Raw genomic sequence first — 24,238 nt, forward strand, 5'->3', positions numbered from 1 at the left:
ATGTTCAAAGTGTTACGCGACTGGATTCAGCGCTACTTCTCCGACGAAGAAGCAGTGGTGCTGGCGGTGCTGCTGTTTCTCGCTTTCACGGCCGTGCTAACGCTCGGCGGCATGCTCGCGCCGGTGTTGGCGGGGATGGTGCTGGCGTATCTGATGCAGGGCCTGGTGGTCACGCTGGAGCGTCTGCGCGTGCCGGGTGGCGTGGCGGTAGGGTTGGTGTTCGCGCTGTTCATGGGCGTGCTGATGCTGTTTATCGTCGTGGTCCTGCCGTTGCTCTGGCATCAGTTGATCACGCTGTTCAACGAGCTGCCGGGCATGCTCGCCAAATGGCAGTCGCTGCTGTTGCTGTTACCGGAGCGCTATCCGCATCTGGTGTCCGATGAGCAAGTGTTGCAGGCAATCGAGGCGGCGCGTGGCGAGATCGGCAAGTTCGGCCAGTGGGCGCTGACATTCTCGCTGTCGAGTCTGCCGCTGCTGGTGAATATCATGATCTATCTGGTGCTGGTGCCGATTCTGGTGTTCTTCTTCCTCAAGGACCGGGTCATGATCGGCGAGTGGGTGCGTGGCTACTTGCCGCGTGAGCGCGCGCTGATCACTCGGGTTGCGCAGGAAATGAACCGCCAGATCGCCAACTACATTCGCGGCAAGGTCATCGAAATCGTGATTTGCGGCGGCGTGACCTACATCGCGTTTGTCGCCCTCGGACTCAACTACGCGGCGCTGCTGGCGTTGCTGGTCGGTGTGTCGGTGGTGGTGCCGTATGTCGGCGCGGTGGTGGTGACCGTGCCAGTGATGCTGATTGCGCTGTTCCAGTGGGGCTGGAGTGATCAGTTCATCTATCTGATGGCGGTCTACGGGATCATTCAGACACTGGACGGCAACGTGCTGGTGCCGCTGCTGTTTTCCGAGGCGGTCAATCTGCACCCCGTGGCAATCATCTGCGCGGTGCTGTTGTTTGGTGGGTTGTGGGGATTCTGGGGAGTGTTCTTTGCGATCCCGCTGGCGACGCTGTTCAAGGCTGTGCTGGATGCATGGCCGCGCAAGGAGCCGGCGGTGGCGCCACTGCTGTAGCGATTGATCCAAATTTTGCAGGAAGGCTATTCGCGAGCAGGCTCGCTCCCACATTTGATCGATTCGCCCATGCGAACACGGTTTAATGTGGGAGCGAGCCTGCTCGCGAAGGCGTCAGTAAAAATGACGCAAAACCATTAGGCCTTGTTCAAATCCTGAGCAGCAGCCAGAACGGCATCAACATGCCCCGGCACCTTCACCCCGCGCCATTCCTGACGCAGTACACCGTCCTTATCAATCAGGAACGTGCTGCGATCAACGCCCAGGTATTCCTTGCCGTACAGCTTCTTCAACTTGATCACGTCGAACAGTTGGCAGACGGCTTCGTCCTTGTCGCTGATCAGCTCGAAGGGGAACTCCTGCTTGCACTTGAAGTTCTCGTGGGACTTCAGGCTGTCGCGGGAGATACCGAAAATCTCGGTATTGGCGGCCTTGAATGCGGCGTATTGATCACGAAAGCCCTGGCCTTCTGTGGTGCAGCCCGGGGTGCTGTCCTTCGGGTAGAAATAGATCACCACTTGTTTGCCCTTGAGGGCAGACAGGCTGACGGTCTGCCCGCTGGTGGCAGGTGCTTCGAAATCGGCAACCGGTTGGTCGATGGCAACGGCCATGAAAGCTTCCTTACATTGGGTTCTGTGGGCGCCAAGGCTCGATCAGTGCGTCCAGGTTCATCGCGTCGGAGAAATCGAGGAACTGGTCGCGCAGCCAACTGATCTGGGTGCCGGCTGGCAGGGTCACGGTGAACGTGGCGTTGAGCATGGTGCCGCCGGTCTGCGGCGCCTGATATGTGTCGCAGGTCAGGTTTTCCAGTTCGACGTTGTGATCCATGAAGAACTGGCACAGCTCATTGATGATGTCCGGGCGATACGCCGAGCTGACATACGCCACATACGGCAGGGCCTGCGGACGATTTTCCAGTGGTGCGCTGCGCACCACGTTGGCGGTAAAGGCGTGTTTCTTGGCCAGGCCCGGCAGACTGCCTTCCAGGCGGGCGAGGGCGTCCCAACTACCGGAGACCTCGAGGACCAGCGCGCTGCACTCGCCGTGGCGAGTCAGGCGCGAAGTAACCACGGCGCAGCGATTTTCATGGCTGGCGCGGCACAGGACGTTAGTCAGCTCCATGGGGTTGGCGCCGAGGGCACTGATGACAAGGAATTGTTCGCGAACTGTGGGGGTGGACATGCAGCATTCCTAAAGCGATGAGCGGTCGGTAGGTTTACGGGCGTTGGCTGCCGGGGAGTGCCTGTTCTGGCTGTCCGTACAAAGAGGCCCGGCAAGCGCTCGCGGCTCGCTCCACTATAGCGGGAGCGCGTCGATGCGACGCAGGAACGGGGTCTGGGAGGCCGTAAAGGGAGGCTGGAACCCGGCGTACAAGCTGATCAGTACCGATCAAAGTCTGAAGGGTAGCGAAAAGCGGCGCCAAGGGGAATGGCGGCAGCGCAGTACTTCGCTTGTGCAAGCATCTTGGCGCCAGTACCATTACCGCTCTCTTTTTCCGGCAGGAGCGGTTTCATGATTGCGGGCAGTATGGTGGCACTGGTCACTCCCATGGATGCACAAGGGCGTCTTGACTGGGACAGCCTCAGCAAACTCGTGGACTTCCATCTCAAGAACGGCACCCATGCCATTGTCGCGGTCGGTACTACCGGCGAGTCGGCAACCCTTGATGTAGAAGAACACATCGCCGTCATCAAAGCCGTGGTCAAACAGGTTGCCGGGCGCATTCCGGTCATCGCCGGCACTGGCGCCAACTCGACCCGCGAAGCCGTCGAGCTGACCCGCAACGCCAAAGAAGCCGGCGCCGATGCCTGCCTGCTGGTCGTTCCGTACTACAACAAGCCGACTCAGGAAGGCCTGTACCAGCACTTCAAGCACATTGCTGAAGCGGTCGACATTCCACAGATTCTCTACAACGTTCCGGGCCGCACGTCTTGCGACATGCAGGCCGAGACCGTGATCCGCCTGTCCACCGTGCCGAACATCATCGGTATCAAGGAAGCCACCGGCGACCTGAAACGCGCCAAAGCGATCATCGATGGTGTGAGCAAGGACTTCATCGTGCTGTCCGGTGATGATCCGACCGCTGTCGAACTGATCCTGCTGGGCGGCAAAGGCAACATCTCGGTGACCGCCAACGTCGCTCCGCGCGAAATGGCTGATCTGTGCGAGGCCGCGCTCAAAGGCGACGCCGACACCGCACGGGCGATCAACGAAAAACTGATGCCGCTGCACAAAGACCTGTTCATCGAAGCCAACCCGATTCCGGTGAAGTGGGCTTTGGTGGAAATGGGTCTGATGCACGAAGGCATCCGCCTGCCACTGACCTGGCTGAGCACACCTTGTCACGAAACGCTCCGCTCGGCCCTGCGCCAGTGCAGCGTCCTGGTTTAATTGAGGAAGTACAACGCATGAAGCGAATGGCCGGACTTTCCGCACTTGCCTTGATTATCTCCAGCACCAGCGGCTGCGGATGGGTCTGGGGGCCGGAAGGTTATTTCCGCGACCGTGGTAGCGATTACCTGCAAGCGCAACAGACTGCACCGATGCAACTGCCACCGGAAGTCAGCACGTCCAAGCGTCTGGATCCGCTGTTGCCGATCCCGCGTAACGTCGCTGATGACACCGAGAAAGGTGAATACATTGTGCCGCGTCCTCAGCCGCTGTCGGCCGTTGCCGATGCCAGCGATTACTCGCTGCAGAAGAGCGGTGACTCGCGCTGGGTCGTGGCCCAGCACCCACCGGCCGAAGTCTGGCCAGTGGCAGTGCAGTTCTTCCAGGACAACGGTTTCCGTCTGGATGAGCAGCGCCCGCAAACCGGCGAATTCACCACCACCTGGCAGCATTCCGACGAACTGTCCGCCGCCATGGCCAAGCGCCTGAGCGCGGCCGGTATCGCCAGCGACAGCGAAACCCGCGTGCGTGTGCGGATCGAGCCGGGCGTGCAGCGCAACACCAGTGAAATCTACGTGGTCAGCGCCGAGCGTCCTGCCGGCAGCACGGCCGACGTCGCCTTCACCAACCGTTCGGTCATCACTGGCCTGGACGCGGCGCTGGTCGACGACATGCTCGCGAGCATGAGCCGGATCTCCGAGAAGGGCGGTTCGGTGTCGATGCTGGCCTCGCGTGATTTCGATACGCCGAGCCGTGTCAGCCTCAGCGAAGACGGCAGTGGTAACCCGGTGTTGAACGTTGGTACCGATCTGGACCGTGCCTGGTCGAGCGTTGGCCGTGCACTGGAACAAGGCGAATGGCGCGTTGAAGACATCAACCGTAGCCTGGGCCTGTACTACATCAACCTGGCCGAAAAAGCCGAGAAGAAAGACGACAAGCCTGGTTTCTTCAGCAGCCTGTTCGGCAGTGCGCCGAGCAAGGAAGAAGTTGAAGCCCGTGCCGAGCGTTATCAGGTTCGCCTGAGCAAGGTTGGCGAGAACATTCAGGTGACCGTCGAGAAAAACATCAACACCGTCGCGCCGGCTGAAGTGGCACGCAAAGTGTTGAGCGTGATTCAGGACAACCTGGGCTGATCAACCATGCGTTTTGCCGTTCTCGGCAGCGGTAGCCAAGGGAACGGCACGCTGATCGCCAGTGCTGATACGTATGTGCTGGTGGATTGTGGTTTTTCCCTGCGGGAAACCGAAAAACGCCTGTTGCGCCTGGGTGTGAACCCGGCGCAACTGAGCGCGATACTCGTAACCCACGAACATGCCGACCACGTGCATGGCGTGGGTTTGCTGTCTCGGCGCTACAATCTACCGGTCTACCTCAGTCGCGGCACATTGCGCGGGATGCGCAAACCGATTGAACCCGCAGGCTTTCTGGCCGGCGGCGAGCAGTTGCAGATCGGTGCACTGAGCATCGGGGTCATTGCCGTGGCCCATGATGCGCAGGAACCGACACAGTATGTCTTCAGTGATCACGAGCAACGGCGCTTCGGCCTGTTGACCGACCTGGGGTCCTACTGCGAGCGGGTGCTGGACGGTTATCGGGACCTTGATGCGTTGATGATCGAGTCCAACCATTGCCGTGACATGCTGGCCCGTGGTCATTACCCGTACTTTCTCAAGCAGCGGGTGGGCGGCGAGCTGGGACATTTGAACAACCATCAGGCGGCATTCCTGGTGTCCGAGTTGGGCTGGCAGGGCTTGCAACACCTGGTCCTGGCCCATCTGAGCAGCAAGAACAACATGCCGCAGCTGGCCCGGCAATGTTTTGTCGACACCCTCGGGTGCGACCCGGACTGGCTGCAACTGGCCGATCAAGATTCAGGGCTCGACTGGCGCCACATCGCCTAGCCCACCTACTTAGCAAGCGGAGCCCATCATGGAAAAACGTGAAGAACTCTACCGCGGCAAAGCCAAATCGGTTTACAAGACCGACGACGCTGACCGCTTGATCCTGCTGTTTCGCAACGACACCTCGGCGTTCGACGGCAAGCGCATCGAGCAGCTCGACCGCAAAGGCATGGTCAACAACAAGTTCAACGCCTTCATCATGCAGAAACTCGAAGCGGCCGGCGTACCGACCCAATTCGACAAACTGCTGGCTGACAACGAAGTGCTGGTCAAGAAGCTGGACATGATCCCGGTCGAGTGCGTCGTGCGTAACTACGCCGCCGGCAGCCTGGTCAAGCGTCTGGGTGTGGAAGAAGGCCTGAAGCTCAACCCTTACACCTTCGAACTGTTCCTGAAGGACGACGCCAAGGGCGACCCGTTCATCAACGAATCCCACGTCGTGGCATTCGGTTGGGGCACCGCCGAACAACTGGTTCGCATGAAAGAACTGTCGCTCAAGGTCAACGAAGTGCTGACCAAGCTGTTCGACGACGCCGGCCTGCTGCTGGTCGACTTCAAGCTTGAATTCGGCGTGTTCAGCGACGGCTCGATCGTCCTCGGTGACGAGTTCAGCCCGGACGGCTGCCGTCTATGGGACAAGGACACCAAGAAGAAGATGGACAAGGACCGCTTCCGTCAGGGCCTCGGTGACGTCATCGAAGCCTACGAAGAAGTCGCCAATCGTCTGGGCGTACCGCTTTAATCGACGCAAGCATCTGATAGCACGAAGAAAATTTCGAAAGAGGGTTTGCTTTCGGTAAAAGTGTTGTTATGATGCGCGCCGTTGGAGAGATGCCAGAGTGGCCGAATGGGACGGATTCGAAATCCGTTGTACCTTCACCGGTACCTAGGGTTCGAATCCCTATCTCTCCGCCATTACATAGAAAAAGCCCCGTAGATGAAAATCTACGGGGCTTTTTCGTTTCTGCGAATTCAGTATTCATGGCGATAGCGAAGGCGCTGAAGTGCATCTTGCGCGGAGAGGTCATTGGGTGCGAGGCAATTTAAGTAAACACAGCCTCTGCCGACATTAGAGGTGCGACGCTCACAGGACTCACCGACCCATTTAAAGTCGCGTTCGCAGAGTAGGGGCGGTCTTTATTGGCCAGCGTCGGCAGCCAGATCACACCTGTCGTCGTTTATCCTCTGCCCAGCCATGAGGCCAGCGCTTTCACTAAAGTGGATACTTGCTCACCTCGGCCGTGAAAGGCGCATCCAGCGAGTTCCAGCCTCGCTCCCTATTTGAATTGGTTTGAATATGATAATTCCACCGTCAGCCCAAGGTGCTCACCGCGTTTCTGAACGTCAGTCGGTCAAGTCAGGCAGCGGCGCCGTTTCCCATGTCGAAGACTGCGAAGTGCTGGTTGCCCGGCAGCCAGTATTCGAGGATGGCGAGCCGCCAGTCGGCGTGGTTATCCATGCTTATTACCCCGAAGTGCTGCGAGATATTCTGGGCCGTTTGATTAAACTGTCTGAACGCCTGCATCTCTACGTAACCTGCGTAGCCGGACGTGAAGATGAGATCTGTGCGCAGCTGACGGCCAGTGGATTGAGCTATTCGCTATACCGGGTGCCGAACCGCGGCAGGGATGTTTTGCCGTTTCTGCGCATGCTGCCATTCTTGCGGGCCGATAACATCCGCACGCTGGTCAAGCTGCACACCAAGCGCTCGCTGCACTTGGGTGGGGAGAACGATTGGGGCGTTGAGCTATTTGATGACCTGCTGGGCTCGGTACGATTCAGTCGAGCGCTGGAACACCTTGCCGACCCGATACACGTTCCAATGCTGGGTCCCCAGCGATACCTGCTGCCAGTCACCCGATTCCTCAGCGAAAGCAACCGCGCGTTGCTTGTCACCTTGGCCGAGCGTGGCGGCATTGATCCGCAAGGTATCAACGAAGCGGATTATTTTGCTGGCACCATGTTCTTTGCGCGCACTGAAGTGTTTGCCCCTCTGGAGCGGATGCAACTCACGGGCAACGATTTCGAAGCTGAAAGTGGCCAGCTCGACGGCACCTTGGCACACACCTTAGAGCGGTTTTTCGGCGTTCTGGCGAATGTTGGCCGCCAGCAGCGCAATATCGACCTTTATCAGCGCTGGCTGGCGAGTCGGCAACTGGCTGCCGTCGAGGTCGAAGGTTTATCCGCGCGACTGGGGAGCTGGCCGCGGCAACCGGACGTGTTGTTGGTGTTGACCGACACCACGGGTGACATTGGATTGTTGCGTTCCAGCCTGGAAAGCATCGACCGCCAGCTTTATCCGGCGGCGGCCATCGTGGTGCTCTCCAACGCCGAACCTGTTGGCGTGACGCCGGCTGCCAATCTGGTCTGGCTGCCGCTGGCCGAATCCTGGCCGAGCCAGCTCAATCAGCTGTTGCAGGACATCGAGGTTGACTGGTGGTACTTGTTGCGGGGCGGAGACGAACTCGATCCCCATGCGCTGCTTTTGCTCGCCGAAGGCATCGCCCTCAATCCCGGTGTCAGCGCTTGCTACAGCGATGAAGACTCACTGACCGCTGAAGGCTGCCAAAGTCCGGTATTCAAGCCGGATTTGAATCTGGATATGTTGCGCAGTTATCCATATGTCGGCCGCGCACTGGCTTTCAGTCGCGAGGCCGCGCTGTTTGTCGACGGCTTTGATCCCGCCTTCAGCGAACTGGCGCCCCATGATTTGCTTTTCCGGCTGATTGAAACGTACGGTCTGGGTACGGTCGGGCACCTCGCGGATGTGCTGGTGCACCAGGCAATCAATTTCCCCCAGTGGCTCGGTGAGCCCGAAGTCATCGCGAACTCCGCAGCCATCGTCGCGGCGCATTTGCAGCGCCTGGGCGTGGCTCATGAGCTGCAGGCCGGACCTTTGCCTATGGCCAACCGTGTGGTCTACCAACATGCGGAACAGCCGCTGGTCTCGATCCTTATTCCTACCAAGGACTGCTTGCCGATGCTGCTGCGCTGCATCGAAAGCATCATGGAGAAAACCAGCTATACGAATTACGAACTGATCATTGTCGACAACAACAGCGAAACCGCCGAAGCCCGGGACTGGTTCAACGGTATGGAGCTGTTGAACAATCCCAAGGTGCGCATCCTGCGTTATCCGCACCCGTTCAACTATTCGGCGATCAATAATTTTGCTGCCAGCCATGCCCGCGGCGATTACCTGGTGCTGCTCAACAATGACACGGCGATCATTGATGGCGACTGGCTTGGTGCACTGCTTCATCACGCCCAGCGGCCAGAAGTGGGGATAGTGGGCGCCAAACTGCTATTCCTCGACGGGACGGTTCAGCATGCAGGCGTGGTACTCGGGTTACGTGGCGTTGCAGACCACCCGTTTATCGGCGATTCAATGCAGTCCAACGGCTACCTTCACCGCTTGCATCTTGATCAGAACTACAGCGCGGTCACCGCCGCCTGCCTGATGATCAGCGCCGAGCTGTACCAGCAAGTGGGTGGAATGGACGAGGTCGGCCTGGCCGTTTCCTTTAACGATGTGGATCTGTGCCTGAAAGTCGGTGAGGCCGGGCGGTTGATTGTCTGGACGCCTTACGCGGTGCTCGTTCACGAAGCCAGCGTGAGCCAGAACAACGTCGACACGACCAAGGAAGAAGCCAAGCGCAAACGGTTCAAGGGCGAGCAGTCGGTGATGTACCAGCGTTGGCTTACGCAAATCGCCAACGATCCGGCCTACAACCGCAACCTGACCCTGGAGGGCAGCGGCTTCTCCTCCAAATACCGCACCGATACTGACTGGCACCCGTTTGCCAGTCGTGAGTTGCCTCACGTGCTGTGCCACCCCCTCGACTCTTTCGGCAGCGGACACTACCGCGTGCGTCAGCCTTTCGCTGCCCTGAAAGCCGCGCAGATGATCGGCGGAGCGGTGAGCGATGAGGGACTGCAACCGACAGCACTGGAGCGCATGGCGCCGGACACGATCATTTTCCAGGGGCAGCTCACAACGCCTCATCTGGAATACATGCAGGACACCAAGGCATTCTCCAGAGCCTTCAAGGTTTACGAGCTGGACGACTATATTCTTGACGTGCCAGTTGGCAATTTGAACCACGAATTGCTGCCTAAAGACATCACCAAACGCTTGAAGAAAGCCGTAGGGCTGTGCGATCGGTTGGTGGTATCGACCGAGCCGCTGGCCAATGCACTGAAGGGGTTCAACGCTGACATTCGGGTAGTGGAAAACCGTCTGCCGGGCCACTGGTGGAGCGGCCTGACCGGCCATCGCCAACAGGGTCGCAAGCCTCGAGTCGGCTGGGCCGGCGGCTCGAGTCACAGCGCCGACCTGCAAGTCCTTGCCGAAGTGGTTCGTGCGCTGGAGGGGGAAGTTGAATGGGTGTTCATGGGGATGTGCCCACCGGCACTGCGGCCCTATGTCCATGAATTCCATAGGGGGGTGAGTATTGAAAAATACCCGCAAAGAGTGGCCGGTTTGAACCTGGACCTGGCTTTGGCACCTCTGAAAGACAACTTTTTCAACGCCTGCAAAAGCAATTTGCGCTTGTTGGAATATGGCGCTTGTGGTTTCCCCGTGATCTGCTCGGACATCCCTTGTTATCGTGGTGACTTCCCGGTGACAAGGGTCAGTAACAGATCGCAAGACTGGATTGCCGCTATTCGCGAACATCTGGCTGAACCCGATGCCAGCGCCAAGGCTGGCGAGGCCCTGCGCAGCGTTGTACTCGATCACTGGATGCTCAAGGACGAACATCTGTTGGCGTGGCGAAACGCCTGGCTAGCGGACTGAACAAGAAGCCAGCGTTGCGCGCTACTTCTTCAATGTCTTTCGATACCAGCCCGAAAAAAAGCCTCACAGCCTTAAAGCTGTGGGGCTTTTTCATATCTGCAGGATCGTGCTGAGCGGCTAGATCTCCTTGATCGGTGTCTCCCCCTGCACAGCCTTGATCAACCCGATCACATGCAAACAATCCGCCTTGTTCACATACGACTCGCCACTGGCGATGGTCTCGTGGTTACCCGCCCGCAATCTCCAGCGCCATTGTCCTTTGCCGGTGCTCGGGGTGCCTCTGGATTGCCTGTAAATCTCGAAATACATTCAGTTCGCTCCATGCGATTTTATTTGTGCGACAGCCTGTGTGGCGCATGGTCGCAAGCCTAGCGCAGACGGTTTTTTTGGCTATCGGACATTTGTTTCCAATCGTTCGCGGATGTTTCTGAAGGGCGCGGCCCAGAGCGCGGCAATAGGCCTGTGGATTGGCCAATATGACGCCGTCTGATCCTTGCAAGCCCGTTGACGCTGCTGCTTAATACGGGACGGCTCATGGCGTCGAATATCGTTCGGCGACTGACAAACACTATAAAAAGAGCACTCCCTTGACTGAGCACGGAACGCAACAGGCCGGGCAGGTAACGTTATCGCTGGTGATCCCCGTTTTTAACGAGGAGGACAGCCTTGACACGTTTCTGCGGCGCATCAATGAAGTCTTTCAGACGCAGGCGTTGATCGATCTTGAGCTGGTGTTCGTCAACGACGGCAGCACCGATGCCACGCTCGAACGTCTGCTCGATCAGCAGCGGCACGATGCGCGCCTGCGTATCGTCGACCTGAGCCGTAACTTCGGCAAAGAAGCAGCGTTGTCCGCCGGTTTGCAGATCGCGACCGGGCAGGTCGTGGTGCCAATTGACGCCGATTTGCAGGACCCGCCGGAGGTCATTCTGCAGATGATCGAGCGCTGGCGAGAAGGTTTTGAAGTGGTGCTCGGTCACCGCATCAGCCGTCGCAGCGACACTTGGGCCAAGCAGACGTCGGCGCACTGGTTCTATCGTTTGCACAACAAGATTGCCGAGCAGCCTTTACCCGAGAATGTCGGCGATTTCCGCCTGATGGATCGCTGCGTGGTCAATGCGTTGCTGACCTTGCCCGAATCCCGGCGCTTCATGAAAGGCCTGTTCGCCTGGGTCGGCTTTCGCACTACCCACGTCGATTACGAGCGCCCGGAGCGCGTAGCGGGGCAGAGCAAGTTCAATGGCTGGCGCCTGTGGAACTTCGCGCTGGAGGGCATCACCAGTTTCAGTACCGAGCCGCTGCGGATCTGGACGTATGTCGGCGCGCTGGTGTCGCTGGTGTCTTTCGCCTTCGCCATGTTCATTGTCGTGCGCACGTTGATCCACGGTGTCGACATGCCCGGTTATGCCTCGCTGATGGTGGCGGTGACTTTTCTCGGCGGGCTGCAATTGATCGGTATCGGCGTACTCGGCGAGTACCTGGGCCGCACGTATATCGAATCCAAACGCCGGCCGGTTTTTCTGGTGCGTCGCGTCTACGACTCCAAGGACTGACTCATGGATCTCAAGGAAACCGACATCCTCGGCGACAGCATTAACGAGCATTGGTATTACTGCTCGAAAGCCGCAGCCACCCGGCGTTTGCTGGGTGATGCGCCGATCAGCCGAATCCTTGATGTCGGCGCCGGTTCGGGGTTTTTCTCCCACCATTTGCTGACGCATACCGATGCCCGCGAAGCGTGGTGCGTGGATATCAGCTATCCCGCCGACTCCAGTGCGACCACCGCTGGCAAACCGGTGCACTACCGCCGCGGGATCGAAACCATCGATGCCGATCTGGTGTTATTGATGGACGTGCTGGAACACGTCGATGACGATCTCGGCCTGCTCAAAATGTATGTCGATAAAGTGCCGTCGGGCAGCCGATTCCTGATGACGGTGCCGGCGTTCCAGTTCTTGTGGAGTGGTCATGATGACTTCCTTGAGCACAAGCGCCGCTACACCCTGGCGCAGTTCGAAACCCTGGCGCGGGATGCCGGTTTGACGGTGCAGCGCGGCGCTTATTATTTCGGTGCAGTGTTCCCGCTGGCGGCGGCGTTGCGCTTGCTACCGCAAGGCGCGCACGCTCAAGCGCCGCGTTCGCAGCTCAAGCGTCATCATCCGCTGGTCAACAGCACGCTGAAAACCCTGTGCCGCCTGGAACTGCCGTTGATGGGCATGAACCGTCTGGCGGGTTTGAGTGTTTTCGTGCTGGCGCAAAAACCGTGACTTCAACCGAAAAATCAGCGCTGGTTAAGCGCGGTTTGCGCTTTGCTGTGACCGGTTTGTTTGTCACGGCTTTGCATGCGCTGGTGGCGGTGCTGTTCATCAATTTCATCAGCCAGCAGCCACCGCTCGCCAATGGCGTGGCGTTCATCGTGGCGACGGTGATGTCCTACGTGATCAATACCACCTGGAGTTTCTCGGCACGTTTGCATGGCAGAACGTTACTGCGTTTTCTGCTGGTGTCGGCGTGCGGGTTTCTATTGGCGATGCTGGTCGCCTGGGTGGCGCAGATGGCCGGGTTGAATTATCTGTTGGGGATCGTCGCCGTGGCACTGACGATACCGGCATTCACTTTTGTCTTGCATAACTTCTGGACGTATCGATGAAGCTCTCCGCAACATATCGGGCGACTGCGTTGCTGCCTGTGCTTTTGGGAATTCTGGCGTTTTTCATTGTGGTCGGCCCGCGTGCCCTGAATCCGATGAATATTGCATGGTTGGGTGATGGCGATCCCGCGACCCACTATCAGGGCTGGGTTTTTTTCAGGCATTCGCCGTGGACATTTCCGCTCGGGCTCAATCCTTCCTACGGGCTGGAATTGAGCAACGGGGTGATTTTCTCCGATTCCAATCCGCTGTTTGCCTTGTTGTTCAAACCGTTTTCGGCGCTGCTGCCTGAGCCATTCCAGTATTTCGGGCTGTGGCTGCTGACGTGTTTCGTTCTGCAGAGCTGGTTTGCCTGGAAACTGATCGGCTTGTTCAGTCGCGATGTTGCGTTGCGACTGGTAGGCGCCGGGCTGTTTTTGTTTGTTCCGGCGATGATTATCCGCATGGGCGTGCATTTGTCTCTCGGTGGACATTTTCTGGTATTGGCGGCGCTTTACCTGGCACTGCGCCCTTTTACGCCAAAACGCTGCCTGGCTTGGGGCGCGCTGCTGGGGGCGGCAGCACTGGTGCATGCTTATCTGCTGGCGATGATTGCTTTGATCTGGCTCGCAGACCTCGCGGCCAAAGCGTTGCAGCGACGCCTGACTCCGGGCAAAGCGATGATCGAGTTGATTGGCCTGTTTGCGCTGGTCAGTATCTGTTGCTGGCAGGCCGGATATTTCAGTGTCGGGGACGGCGGACTGGCGCTGATGGGGTATGGCCTGTTTCGGGCCAATGTCTTGACCTTTTTCGATGCCGGTGTGTGGTCCTACGCCTTGCAGGACATGCCCGGGGTCTTGGGGGATGGTGACGGGTTCGCGTTTCTGGGGCTAGGGATGCTTTTTTTGGGCATTTGCGCGTTGGTGCCGGTGCTGCAGGGGGCGACCGACCTTGGGGCCAAGTCTCGCCGCTATCCACTGTTGCTCCTCGCCTTGGCGGGGCTGGCGATTTTCGCCATTTCCAACAATATCGGTGTGGGGCCATTTGAATTGCAGATTCCGCTACCGGATGCGGTGGTTGCCGTGGCCACTGTTTTTCGCGGCTCGGGACGAATGATCTGGCCGATCATGTACATGGCCATATTGCTCATTCTGTATGTGGTGGTACGCGGGCATGCGTCGCGCACCGCGCTGATGTTGTTGAGCATTGCCCTGGTCATTCAGGTAGTCGATACGCGTGCGGGTTGGGCAGTGTCGCGCAATCTCTTCATGACCACGCCGTCACCAAAATGGAAAACGCCCCTCGTCGATCCTTTCTGGGAGCAAGCCGCGAAGCAGTATCAAGCGGTGCGCTGGCTGCGCCCGCAGAATTACTCGCCGTACTGGATGACCCTGGCCAACTACGCCGGCACCCATCACCTGGCGACAAACGCCGTCTATCTTGGCCGGGTCAGCACCGGGGCCACGGAAGCAGCGCAGGCCCAGGCGGACCAGATGGTCAGTGCTGGACGCTATGCTCCAGACACCTTGTACGTGCTGGATAATCGCACCTTGCTGGAAGCAGCCTTGACCTTGAACCGCGATACCGATGTGCTCGCACGGATTGACGGCTTGAACGTTTTGGCGCCGGGATGGAAGCGTTGTGCCGAATGCGCGCCGATATCGGCACCTGATCCGTTGTCGTTGATTGCGCAGCTCAAGGCGGGCGAACGAGTGGAATTCAATGCCACCAGTCTTGCGACGGTTTATCTGGGCAAAGGGTGGTCGCTCAGCGAGCCGTGGGGGACGTGGTCTGACGGGACGGAGTCGCAAATCGTTCTGCGGCCCCTGGCTCCGGTGCATTCCTTGTCGCTGGAAACCACTGCATTGCTCGCGCCCACACATGCCGAGCAATCTCTGGAAATTTTCGTCAACGATGTACGCGTGCTGTCGACGCGGCTGATCAAGCCTGAGGCGAACCAAATCAACATCGATCTGCCCGCCGATGTGCGAGAGTTGGTGGCGCGTCAAGGTGTACTGAATATCCGTTTCAAATACGCCAACGCCATCAGTCCCGGGGAGCTTGGCATGAGCAAGGACACGCGTAAGCTTGCCATCGGCATACAGGCGCTGACGGTGAATTGATCCGACATTGTTTTTTTGTCTGTGCAAAGGCCCATAGACGTTGTCCGTGGGCCTTTCTACACTGCCGGTATTCCGGGGGGCAGGGGGCAATGGATGAACCGCAATGAACTTCGCAAGGCCGACATCAACCTGATGGTGGTGTTTGAGACCTTGATGCTCGAACGCAATGTGACCCGCGCGGCCGAGAAGCTGTTTCTCGGCCAGCCGACCATCAGCTCGGCGCTCAATCGCTTGCGCACCATGCTCAATGATCCGCTGTTCATCCGCGTCGGCCATCGCATGGAACCGACGGCCCGTGCCGAAGATATTTTCCGCCACCTCAAGCCTGCGCTGGATTCGTTGTCGGTCGCACTGAGCCTGACCCGCGATTTCGACCCGGCCGTGAGCACCATGACTTTCCGCATCGGCTTGTCCGATGACGTCGAGTTCGGTCTGCTGCCGCCGCTGCTGCGTGCGCTGCGTCAGGAAGCGCCGAACGTGGTGTTCGTGGTGCAACACGTCGATTACTGGCGTATCCCCGATCTGCTCGCGGCGGGTGATATCACGGTCGGCATCAGCCAGACCCGTGGTTTGCCGGCCAATGCCAAGCGCAAACTGCTGCGGCACATCCAGCCGAGCATCCTGCGCGCCGACGCCAGCGATACACCGCTGACGCTGGATGAATATTGCGCACGTCCTCACGTACTGGTTTCGCACACGGCCAACGTCAGTGGTTTTGCCGATGAGTGGCTGGCCGAACTGGGTCGTACCCGTCAGGTGGTGCTGTCGGTGCCGCAATACAGCGCGTTGCCGGCGCTGCTGGCCGGCACCGACCTGATCGCCAGTCTGCCGGATTACACGGCGGCGGCCATGGCTACATCCGGATTACTGTTCAAGGAACCGTTCCCGTTCAAGACGCCGACGCTGGACCTGTCGATGGTCTGGCTCAGCCACGTGGACAGCGATCCGGCGGAGCGCTGGTTGCGTTCGCGGCTGGAGCAGTTCATGAGCGAACGACCGCTGACTTCGTCCTGAGCCACAACACCGTGTAGAAGCTGCGGCACGCTGCGATCTTTTGATCTTCAAATCTCAAGATCAAAAAATCGCAGCCTCGTTTCACTCGACAGCTCCTACAGGGATTAGTGATGAGCTGCATGTGCTATATGTACGACCTTTCTGCCAACTGACTGGGGACCTGCAATGCCACACCTGCACATGGAGTACACCGCCAACCTGCCGCAGTTGAACGCCGACGTCGCGTTGATGCGGCTCAATAACGCCCTGGTGGGCTCCGGTCAGTTCGCCGCTGAGTTCGATATCAAGAGTCGCGCAGTGAAAGTCGAGACCTTCAAGGTCGGAACCGCCATGGCCGAGCGCGCCTTCGTCTATGTGAAGCTGGCGCTGCTCAGTGGACGCTCGCCGCAGGTCAAGAAGCAGTTGTCAGAAAGCCTGTTGGCAGTCTTGCAGGACCTGTGCGAATGGCCGGCCGGTGTCGAGGTGCAGTTGTGTGTCGAACTGGTCGACATGGATCGCGAGTCCTACAGCAAAACCGCCATTGGCGTGTAGGACTCAGACCGCTTCGAGTTCGCGGCACACCTTGACCACCTGCTCGCGCAACCACAGGTTGGCGCTGTCCTGATCCACGCTTTGGCTCCACTGCATGTCGAGGGTGAACCCCGGCAGGCCGTTCGGCGCCTCACAGTGATTGAACACGGCCTCGTTGGTCAGCAAGCGCTGGATGCGGCGGGGCAGGGTGAGGATGAAGTCGGTCCCCGTGATCATTTTCAACGCCGCGCTGTAGCTGTTCGAGCGCGCGACGATCTGACGCTTCTGCGCCTGCCGCGCCAGCCAGCCATCGACCATGTTGGTGGTCGACGTCCATGGAGTCGGGAACACGTGTCGGCGTTCGGTAAAGGCCTGCAGGCTCAGGCGCGGTTCCAGTGGTGTGGCGCGTTTGTCGAAGACGCAGACCAGATCGTCCTCCAGCAGCATTTGTGATTTCAGGTCAGCGTGATGGCGATGGAAGTTGGGGCCGAAGCTGATCACCAGATCGAGGCTGCCGTCACGCAGCTCATCCGCCGGGACGTCGGTCTCGAACTTGTGCATGTTGACCATTACCGGCAAATCATCGAAGTCGAAACGCTTCAACAGGCGCGGCAGGATCAGTTGCTCGAAGTATTCCGGGGCGCAGATATTGAAGGTGACGGCTTGTCGGGTCGGGTCGAACGTGGGGGCGCCGGCGTGACACAGGTTGATGCTTTCGAGGATTTTCTGCACATGGCCGTACATGGTGCTGGCCTTGTACGTCGGACGCATGCCGGTGCGGGTGTTGATAAACAGTTCGTCTTCGAAACTGGTGCGCAGTTTTTTCAAGCAGTAACTGACCGTGGACTGGCTGACGAACAGGGTTTCTGACACATCGGTGACGCTGCTCTGCTCATAAACAGCGATAAACACCATGAGATCCTGCATGTCGAGCTTTCGAAGCAAGTTACTGTTCAGCATCCGTTCTGTCTCGCTGTGCTCCTTGCGCTGAATCCGCGCAAACGTGTGCGAATGATCCTAACGGAACGATGGTGCCAGGACAAAGCCCTATAGGACGTTTCACAGTCAGTTGTGGGACAGAAAGTTTTACGAACACGACGTCACGGGGCAAACCGCAGAAAGATGGCCAGAGGCCTTTAGCCCGCTCAGGAAAAGTACCTTGCGTAATGCCGGGGATCGAAGCGCCACACCATCAACAGCATCACCACCATTACCGCCGTCAACGACCACCACGCCCACTCGAAGCTACCGAGTTGATCGCGAATCATCCCGGCCATCAGCGGCGAGAGGCCAGCAATCAGATAGCCGATGCCCTGCACGAAGGCGGTCAGGCCGCCCGCGCGTTGCGGGTTGTCGAGGTGATCGAGCGAGACAATCAGGCTCATCGGAAACAGACCGCCAATGCCCAACCCTAACAGGCACGGCCACAGCAGGCTGAATTGTTGCGGGCTGAGAATCAGGCCGCAAAAGCCACCGATGATCAGCGTCAGCAGCGCCATCAGAATCAAGCGTCGATCGCGGCTGCGATTGGCGATAGCAGGAACCACCAGGCCGGAAATCACCTCCATGGCCGTCAGAAAACCTAACAGCAGCCCGGCGTTTTGTTCGCTCCAGCCTTTTTCCACGTAGTACGGCGCGAGCCAGGCGAGTACACAGGTGTAGGACGCGGTTCCCAGACCAAAGAAGATGGCCAGTAACCAGGCGCGGGAATTGGTGAAGAACCAATCTTTGCCGGTTGTCGCCGTCACCGTGGAGGACAGCTGACGGCGTTGCGACCACCAGAACAGCAGCGCGATGAATGCCAGGATCGCCCAGATGGCCAAGCCGCTGCGCCAGCTCCCGGTTTGCCACATCACCAGCGGTGCGAACGAGGCTGCAATGGCCGCCCCAGCCATGATCGATGTGACATATAAACCCATGCACAGCGCGACATTGTCGGCGAAGCGCGCCTTGATCAGCGCCGGCATCAACGCCTGAATCAGTGCAATGCCGAGGCCGGCCAGCACCGCGCTGACGATCAACTGGGGGGCCGAGTCGACAAATAGCCGTGACAACGTCGCCAAGCCGATGATCAGCAAGGACAGCAACACCGTCCGTTGCTCGCCGAGCCGCTGACTGATGCCAATACCGAAAAACATCGCCAGCCCCATCGCCATTACCGGCAGCATGGTCAGCAGCGACGCGACGCTGAAGCTCAGCGGGATGTCAGCGCGAATGGCCGACAGTAACGGGCCGACTGCGGCCATCGACGGGCGTAGATTGAGGGCGACCAGCATGATCGCGAGGATTAACCAGACAGCGGGGCGAGCGGTGGCGCGGACGTTTTCCATCATCAGACCTTTGGGCGGGACGGATGATTAAGCGCGGAGCGTTCTGGTCCGGGCAAACCAGAAAATCCACAGTGGTATTTAAAAACTCGATACCCCCGTCCCCCTGTGGGAGCGAGCCTGCTCGCGAAAGCGGATTGTCTGTGAACCAAAATGTTGAATGTGACGGCCTCTTCGCGAGCAGGCTCGCTCCCACAATGAACCGCCGTATTGTTTTTCTGAATCAAACCTGAACCATTCTCAAATACTTCACAAGTTTCATCGCATTGCTGAAAGCCAACTAATCGTTGGCGTCTTTTTCACAAAAAATTGATGGTTGCCTGCTTAAAGTTTGTCGTGCCTAAGTTAATGAAATTTTCACAATTGAATGTTCTGTCATTGACCGAGGCTCTTCTTTTCAGGAATCGCCCCTTCTATGTTGAAGTTAAAAGCCGTGCGCCCGGAATGGGTGACGTTGATTGCCAGTGCCTTTCTTTTAATTGGCTGCAATGTTGTCCTCTGGCAGCACCTGTTCGAGATCACCGCCGCTGATGGCAAGGGCATCGCCATGCGCGTGGCGTTCGGGGTGATGATTCTCGCGGCATTCAACATCGTGCTGACGGTCCTCGCTTTCCGTCCGGTGCTCAAACCGCTGTTGACCGTGATATTTCTGATCAGCGCCGGTGTGGCTTATTTCATGAGTCAATATGGCGTCATGATCGATGCCGGCATGTTGCGCAACTTTGCCGAAACTAATGCAACGGAAGTGCGAGATCTGCTCTCGTTGAAGTTGTTTGCTTATATTCTTTTGCTCGGAATGTTGCCGTCCTGGTTGTTGTGGAAAGTTCCAGTCAACTATCGTCGTTGGCACCGTGAGTTAATCAGCAAAGTTATAGTCGGTGTTGCTTCGGTGGCGGTGATTGGCGGGGTGGCACTGGCCAACTATCAGGGTTTGTCGTCGCTGTTTCGCAATCACCACGAAATTCGCCTGATGCTGGTGCCCAGCAACTACATCGGTGCTTCGGCGGGTTATCTACGTGAACAAGTTGTCTCGGCGCGGCAGCCCTTCATCAAGATCGGCGAGGACGCCGAGCGCAATCCGGATGTGAAACTTCAACCGCGTAAATCCCTGACTGTGCTGGTGGTGGGTGAAAGTGCTCGCGCGGAGAACTTCGGCATCCTCGGTTACCACCGTGACACCACGCCGACACTCGACAAGGAAGCCGGGCTGATCGCCTTCACTGACGTGCATTCCTGCGGCACAGAAACGGCGGTATCGGTTCCGTGCATGTTCTCCAACATGGGCCGCAAGGATTACGACGCCAGTAAGGCCAAGAATGAAGAAGGCCTGCTCGATGTGCTCAAGCGTGCCGGTATCGACGTGATCTGGCGCGACAACCAGTCCGGCTGTAAAGGCACCTGTGATCGAGTGACCCTGCAAGATGTCAGCAACCTGAAAGACCCGGCGCTGTGTGCCAACAGCGAGTGCCGCGATGAGATTCTGCTGCAGGGGCTGCAAAGCTTTATCGATCATCTGGACAAGGACACCGTGCTGGTTTTGCACCAGATGGGCAGTCACGGCCCGGAATACTTCAAACGCTACCCGAAGGAATACGAGCACTTCACCCCGGTGTGTGAAAGTAACGCACTGAACAATTGCAGTCGCGAAAGTATCGTCAACGGCTACGACAATACGCTGGTGTATACCGACCATGTGCTGTCGAGCCTCATTGATGTATTGCGCAGCAATCAGGACAAAGTCGATACCGCCATGTTGTATCTGTCGGACCACGGCGAGTCACTCGGCGAGTACAACTTGTTCCTGCATGGAACGCCTTACATGCTGGCGCCTGAACAACAAAAGCATGTAGCGATGCTGGCGTGGTTCTCCGACAACTATCAGAAGGCTTATTCGGTCGACACGCATTGCCTGCAGATGAGCCGCGACAAACCGCTGAGCCAGGACAACCTGTTCCACTCGATGCTTGGCCTGCTCGAGGTCAAGAGCAAGGTCTATCAGCCGGATCTGGACATGTTTGCCGGTTGCCGTGGCGCGGTGATTGACGGCGTGCTGGCCAAGGACTGAGCCCCATCGGCTCCGTCGCTCTGATGCGACGGAGCCGTCTGTTTCCTCTGTCAGACTATTCTTGCTCTTTGGCAGGACATTTCGTTACAGCTCTTGTCCTTCGCAGGCGCGTAAATCGCCAGTGGCGATATATACTGCGCGCCATTCTTCAAGGGAGAGCCGTGTGGCCATCGATATTCACTGGATTCGCGACAACGAAAGCCTCGCGCAGTTTTGCGCCGAGTGGCAGCAGCTGCCGTTCGTTGCCCTCGACACCGAATTCATGCGGGTCGACACCTTCTACCCGATTGCCGGCCTGTTGCAGGTGGGCGACGGCAAACGCGCCTACCTGATCGATCCGCTGACCATCAACGCCTGGCAACCGCTGGCCGCATTGCTGGAAAACCCGGCGGTGCTGAAAGTACTGCACGCTTGCAGTGAAGACCTCGAAGTGCTGTTGCGCCTGACCGGCAGCCTGCCGGCGCCGATGTTCGACACGCAACTGGCCGCCGCTTACCTGAACCTCGGGTTCTCGATGGGCTATTCGCGACTGGTGCAGGAAGTGCTCGGCATTGAACTGCCGAAGGGCGAGACCCGTTCCGACTGGTTGCAGCGTCCGCTGTCCGACACGCAAATCAGCTATGCCGCCGAAGATGCCGTGCATCTGGCGGAGGTTTTCGTACAGCTGCGGCCGAAACTGTCTGACGACAAATTCGCCTGGGTGCTGGAGGACGGCGCTGAACTGGTCGCCAACCTGCGCCGCGAAACCGACCCGTACGAGGTCTATCGCGAGGCCAAACTGGCGTGGAAACTCTCGCGTGCGCAACTGGCGGTCCTGCGCGAGCTGTGCGCCTGGCGTGAAAAGGAAGCCCGCGCCCGCGATCTGCCACGCAACCGCATCGTCCGCGAGCATTCGCTGTGGCCGCTGGCCCGCACACAACCGGACAACCTCGCGGCGTTGGGCAAGATCGAAGACATGCACCCGCGTACCGTGCGTCAGGACGGCCAATTTCTGCTTGATCTGATCAAGCGCTCTGGCAGTGTGGGGCCTGATCAATGGCCACCCGCCGTACCGGAGCCGTTGCCGATCGAAGCCGCTGCATTGATCAAACAACTGCGCGCATTGGGCCAGGCTGAGGCCGAGCGTCTGGGCATTGCCCCGGAACTGATGCTGCGCAAGAAAACCCTCGAAGCCCTGGTCAAAAGCGGCTTTCCCGAGGGTCCTTACCAATTGCCTGAGTCGTTGCGTGGCTGGCGCCGCGAACTCATGGGTCAGAAGCTGCTCGACAGCCTGGCCACCGCCGGAGAACAGCCTTGAAACGTATTTGTTCCATCTACCAAAGCTCCAAGCGCAGCGGCATGTACCTTTATGTGCTCAAAAGTGATGCGCTGGAGCGTGTGCCGGAGGCGCTGATGCTGGCGTTCGGCAAGCCGAAGCATGCCTTCGACCTGGTGCTGTCGCCCGAGCGCAAACTGGCCAGCGAGGACATCGTCGTGGTCCTGGAAAACCTCGACAAGCAGGGCTACCACTTGCAAATGCCGCCGGCCGAGGACGAGTACATCGAGCACTTGCCCGAAGAGTTGCTGCGACGCAACGACCCGGTCTGATCTGCGAGGCTCTGTTCTGAGTCTCGGTTTACCCTGGAACTGTTTTTACCGCGATGGCCGGCCGAATCCGGCGGCCGTCTGCACGGTTTGCGAAAGGTTTGAAGATGCGCGTTCTGATTGCCGAACACGACCACGCGATATACGCCCGGCTGCTGCGTCAGGCAGCACCCGAGCTTGAAGTACTGACCAGCGGTGATTCCGCCGAACTGGCCCGTCAGGCGGCTGATTGCCCGGTGTGGCTGGGCCAGCCGGATCTGCTGGCGACCCTGTTGCGCCAGGGCCATCAACCGCAATGGCTGCAATCGACCTGGGCCGGCATTACGCCGCTGCTCGCTGACGGCTTGCGCCGCGATTATCGCCTGACCCGGGCGGTGGGGATTTTCGGTCAGGTGATGGCCGAGTACGTGCTGACCTACATCCTCGGCCATGAGCGCGAAGTGCTGGCGCGACTGGTCAGCCAGGTCGAGCGCAAGTGGGACAACCGCAGCGGCCAGAGCCTGGTCGGGCGCAAAGTGCTGATCGTCGGTACTGGTGACATCGGCCAGAGCGTGGCGCAGTTCCTGCTGCCGTTTGGCATCGAGCTGTATGGCATCGCCAGTAGCGCCCGTGCGCAGGCGCCGTTTGTCGAAGTCGGTTCGATGGCCGATCTGCCACGGCTGGTGGGCGAGGTGGATTACGTGGTCAATCTGCTGCCGAACACCGAACACACCCACGATATCTACGACGCGGCGCTGTTCAAGCAATTCAAGCCGACCGGGTTGTTCATCAACGCCGGACGCGGTGTCGCGGTGGTCGATGCCGATCTGGTGGACGCGTTGAAGGAAGGCCATCTGGCGGGTGCGGTGATCGACGTTTGCCGTCAGGAACCACTGCCGCAACGCCATCCATTCTGGACCGCGTGGGGCTTGCTGCTGACCGGGCACAGCTCGGCACCGACGTCGCCGGCGCTGATGGTGCAGTTGTTTGTCGAGAACCTGAAGGCGTATCAGGCGAGCGAGGCGTTGCGCGGGGAAGTGGATTTCAGTCGCGGCTACTGACACACCGCATTAAAAAAATGTAGGAGTGAGCCTGCTCGCGATAGCGGTGTGTCAGACAGCATTAATGTCGACTGACACGGCCTCATCGCGAGCAGGCTCACTCCTACACTTGGTTTTGCGGTGTGCTTAGAGGGTGAAGTCGCCTTCCGCCGCCAATTCATTCAGCGGGCGGCGCGGGCTCGGCTCTTCACGAGCCTGCAGGTTTTCAGCCAGCGTGGCCTTGTCACCGAGCTTGCCAACGGCCACCGCCGCATGCAGCGCGTAACCTTCAGGAATGTTCAGCTCTTTGCGAGTCAATTCCTGATCGAACCCGGCCATGCCGTGGGTGTGCCAGCCACTGATGCTCGCTTGCAGCGCCAGATGGCCCCACGCCGAACCGGTGTCGAAGGTGTGCCACAGCGCCGGCGTTTCTTCACTGGCGCCCGGTGCGGTGAAGGTGGTTTTCGAAATCACGATCACCAGTGCCGAGGCATGCTGCGCCCAGCTCCGGTTGAATTCGTTGAGCAGGCCCAGATAGCGCTGCCAGTTTGGCGTATCGCGACGCGCATAAAGGAAACGCCAAGGCTGCGAGTTGTAAGCCGAGGGTGCCCAGCGTGCCGCTTCGAAGAAGCTCAGCAGGGTTTCTTCCGGGATCGCTTCGCCAGTGAAGGCGCGTGGCGACCAGCGGTCGGTGAATTGCGGGTGAATGGCGTAATCGGCAACGCGAGGGTTGGCACTCATCAAGAGATTCCTTGTTACGTTTGAGTCAGAGATTCGAATGAAAACCCGGCGGGATCAGTTGCGCT

At 58.8% G+C, this 24,238-nt stretch carries 22 protein-coding genes and 1 tRNA gene; 17 read left to right on the top strand and 6 right to left on the bottom strand.

Translation table 11 applies throughout. From position 1 onward, the window contains the following. Complete coding sequence (locus tag BK670_RS20625) at positions 1 to 1,071, top strand: AI-2E family transporter (RefSeq protein ID WP_123452426.1); 1,071 nt, start codon at positions 1 to 3, stop codon at positions 1,069 to 1,071. 137 nt (positions 1,072 to 1,208) lie between these two features. Here the strand turns inward: BK670_RS20625 and BK670_RS20630 are convergent, their stop codons facing one another. Together BK670_RS20630 and BK670_RS20635 are read right to left on the bottom strand one after the other, a co-directional pair. After that, the gene (locus BK670_RS20630) at positions 1,209 to 1,682 is read right to left on the bottom strand and encodes a peroxiredoxin (protein WP_123452428.1); all 474 of its coding nucleotides are present in this window, start codon (positions 1,680 to 1,682) and stop codon (positions 1,209 to 1,211) included. 10 nt (positions 1,683 to 1,692) lie between these two features. Further along, positions 1,693 to 2,253 (bottom strand): glycine cleavage system transcriptional repressor, encoded by a 561-nt coding sequence (locus BK670_RS20635; RefSeq protein WP_034153153.1) that lies wholly within the window; start codon positions 2,251 to 2,253, stop codon positions 1,693 to 1,695. A gap of 330 nt (positions 2,254 to 2,583) precedes the next feature. Here BK670_RS20635 and dapA point away from each other — a divergent pair, with 330 nt between their 5' ends. From dapA to BK670_RS20670, 6 genes are all read left to right on the top strand, one after another. Further along, complete coding sequence (gene dapA / locus BK670_RS20645; protein ID WP_093438308.1) at positions 2,584 to 3,462, top strand: 4-hydroxy-tetrahydrodipicolinate synthase; 879 nt, start codon at positions 2,584 to 2,586, stop codon at positions 3,460 to 3,462. Positions 3,463 to 3,479: 17 nt separating this feature from the next. Then, positions 3,480 to 4,595, top strand: coding sequence for an outer membrane protein assembly factor BamC (gene bamC, locus BK670_RS20650; RefSeq protein ID WP_123452432.1), 1,116 nt, complete (start codon positions 3,480 to 3,482; stop codon positions 4,593 to 4,595). A 6-nt stretch (positions 4,596 to 4,601) separates the two neighbouring features. Continuing rightward, a complete protein-coding gene (locus BK670_RS20655; RefSeq protein ID WP_123452434.1) occupies positions 4,602 to 5,363 on the top strand; it encodes an MBL fold metallo-hydrolase in 762 nt (253 codons plus the stop codon). Positions 5,364 to 5,391: 28 nt separating this feature from the next. Beyond that, complete coding sequence (gene purC, locus BK670_RS20660) at positions 5,392 to 6,105, top strand: phosphoribosylaminoimidazolesuccinocarboxamide synthase (RefSeq protein WP_007911389.1); 714 nt, start codon at positions 5,392 to 5,394, stop codon at positions 6,103 to 6,105. Between the two features lie 83 nt (positions 6,106 to 6,188). Then, positions 6,189 to 6,278, top strand: a tRNA-Ser gene (locus BK670_RS20665). A 382-nt stretch (positions 6,279 to 6,660) separates the two neighbouring features. Beyond that, a complete protein-coding gene (locus tag BK670_RS20670) occupies positions 6,661 to 10,161 on the top strand; it encodes a glycosyltransferase (protein WP_123452436.1) in 3,501 nt (1,166 codons plus the stop codon). 117 nt (positions 10,162 to 10,278) lie between these two features. Here the strand turns inward: BK670_RS20670 and BK670_RS20675 are convergent, their stop codons facing one another. Further along, positions 10,279 to 10,470 carry a YegP family protein gene (locus BK670_RS20675; protein WP_095119102.1) on the bottom strand — a complete coding sequence of 64 codons (192 nt, stop codon included), beginning with the start codon at positions 10,468 to 10,470 and terminating at the stop codon, positions 10,279 to 10,281. Between the two features lie 278 nt (positions 10,471 to 10,748). On the opposite strand from BK670_RS20675, the gene BK670_RS20680 reads away from it, so the two are divergent. The 6 genes from BK670_RS20680 to BK670_RS20705 all read left to right on the top strand — a co-directional run bounded on the left by BK670_RS20680 (position 10,749) and on the right by BK670_RS20705 (position 16,458). Beyond that, positions 10,749 to 11,714 carry a glycosyltransferase family 2 protein gene (locus BK670_RS20680; RefSeq protein ID WP_123452438.1) on the top strand — a complete coding sequence of 322 codons (966 nt, stop codon included), beginning with the start codon at positions 10,749 to 10,751 and terminating at the stop codon, positions 11,712 to 11,714. Positions 11,715 to 11,717: 3 nt separating this feature from the next. Beyond that, positions 11,718 to 12,428 (top strand): class I SAM-dependent methyltransferase, encoded by a 711-nt coding sequence (locus BK670_RS20685; RefSeq protein ID WP_123452440.1) that lies wholly within the window; start codon positions 11,718 to 11,720, stop codon positions 12,426 to 12,428. After that, positions 12,425 to 12,811: a GtrA family protein gene (locus BK670_RS20690; protein ID WP_123452442.1), complete on the top strand. Its 387-nt coding sequence runs from the start codon at positions 12,425 to 12,427 to the stop codon at positions 12,809 to 12,811. The genes BK670_RS20685 and BK670_RS20690 overlap by 4 nt, the downstream gene beginning before the upstream one ends. Then, on the top strand, positions 12,808 to 14,913 hold the full coding sequence (locus tag BK670_RS20695; RefSeq protein WP_123452444.1) for a DUF6311 domain-containing protein: 2,106 nt from the start codon (positions 12,808 to 12,810) through the stop codon (positions 14,911 to 14,913). Before BK670_RS20690 ends, BK670_RS20695 begins: the two co-directional genes overlap by 4 nt. A gap of 93 nt (positions 14,914 to 15,006) precedes the next feature. Next, complete coding sequence (locus BK670_RS20700) at positions 15,007 to 15,927, top strand: LysR substrate-binding domain-containing protein (RefSeq protein WP_034153162.1); 921 nt, start codon at positions 15,007 to 15,009, stop codon at positions 15,925 to 15,927. 165 nt (positions 15,928 to 16,092) lie between these two features. After that, positions 16,093 to 16,458 carry a 5-carboxymethyl-2-hydroxymuconate Delta-isomerase gene (locus BK670_RS20705; protein WP_123452446.1) on the top strand — a complete coding sequence of 122 codons (366 nt, stop codon included), beginning with the start codon at positions 16,093 to 16,095 and terminating at the stop codon, positions 16,456 to 16,458. Positions 16,459 to 16,461: 3 nt separating this feature from the next. Here BK670_RS20705 and BK670_RS20710 read toward each other — a convergent pair whose 3' ends face one another. Together BK670_RS20710 and BK670_RS20715 are read right to left on the bottom strand one after the other, a co-directional pair. Next, positions 16,462 to 17,397 carry a LysR family transcriptional regulator gene (locus BK670_RS20710; protein WP_123452448.1) on the bottom strand — a complete coding sequence of 312 codons (936 nt, stop codon included), beginning with the start codon at positions 17,395 to 17,397 and terminating at the stop codon, positions 16,462 to 16,464. A gap of 185 nt (positions 17,398 to 17,582) precedes the next feature. Then, positions 17,583 to 18,767: a cyanate transporter gene (locus BK670_RS20715; RefSeq protein ID WP_123452450.1), complete on the bottom strand. Its 1,185-nt coding sequence runs from the start codon at positions 18,765 to 18,767 to the stop codon at positions 17,583 to 17,585. 412 nt (positions 18,768 to 19,179) lie between these two features. Here BK670_RS20715 and BK670_RS20720 point away from each other — a divergent pair, with 412 nt between their 5' ends. The 4 genes from BK670_RS20720 to BK670_RS20735 all read left to right on the top strand — a co-directional run bounded on the left by BK670_RS20720 (position 19,180) and on the right by BK670_RS20735 (position 23,453). After that, positions 19,180 to 20,829: a phosphoethanolamine transferase gene (locus BK670_RS20720; RefSeq protein ID WP_123452452.1), complete on the top strand. Its 1,650-nt coding sequence runs from the start codon at positions 19,180 to 19,182 to the stop codon at positions 20,827 to 20,829. A gap of 163 nt (positions 20,830 to 20,992) precedes the next feature. Next, positions 20,993 to 22,126 (top strand): ribonuclease D, encoded by a 1,134-nt coding sequence (gene rnd, locus BK670_RS20725; RefSeq protein WP_123452454.1) that lies wholly within the window; start codon positions 20,993 to 20,995, stop codon positions 22,124 to 22,126. Then, a complete protein-coding gene (locus BK670_RS20730; protein ID WP_122608866.1) occupies positions 22,123 to 22,416 on the top strand; it encodes a YcgL domain-containing protein in 294 nt (97 codons plus the stop codon). The genes rnd and BK670_RS20730 overlap by 4 nt, the downstream gene beginning before the upstream one ends. Before the next feature lie 104 nt (positions 22,417 to 22,520). Continuing rightward, positions 22,521 to 23,453, top strand: a complete 933-nt coding sequence (locus BK670_RS20735; RefSeq protein WP_123452456.1) for a D-2-hydroxyacid dehydrogenase — start codon at positions 22,521 to 22,523, stop codon at positions 23,451 to 23,453. Between the two features lie 126 nt (positions 23,454 to 23,579). Here the strand turns inward: BK670_RS20735 and BK670_RS20740 are convergent, their stop codons facing one another. Further along, entirely contained in the window at positions 23,580 to 24,173 is a 594-nt protein-coding gene (locus tag BK670_RS20740) for a nitroreductase family protein (RefSeq protein ID WP_123452458.1), read from the bottom strand. Positions 24,174 to 24,238: the final 65 nt, after the last annotated feature.

Source organism: Pseudomonas fluorescens, assembly GCF_003732425.1.
Classification (GTDB): Bacteria; Pseudomonadota; Gammaproteobacteria; order Pseudomonadales; family Pseudomonadaceae; genus Aquipseudomonas; species Aquipseudomonas fluorescens_BE.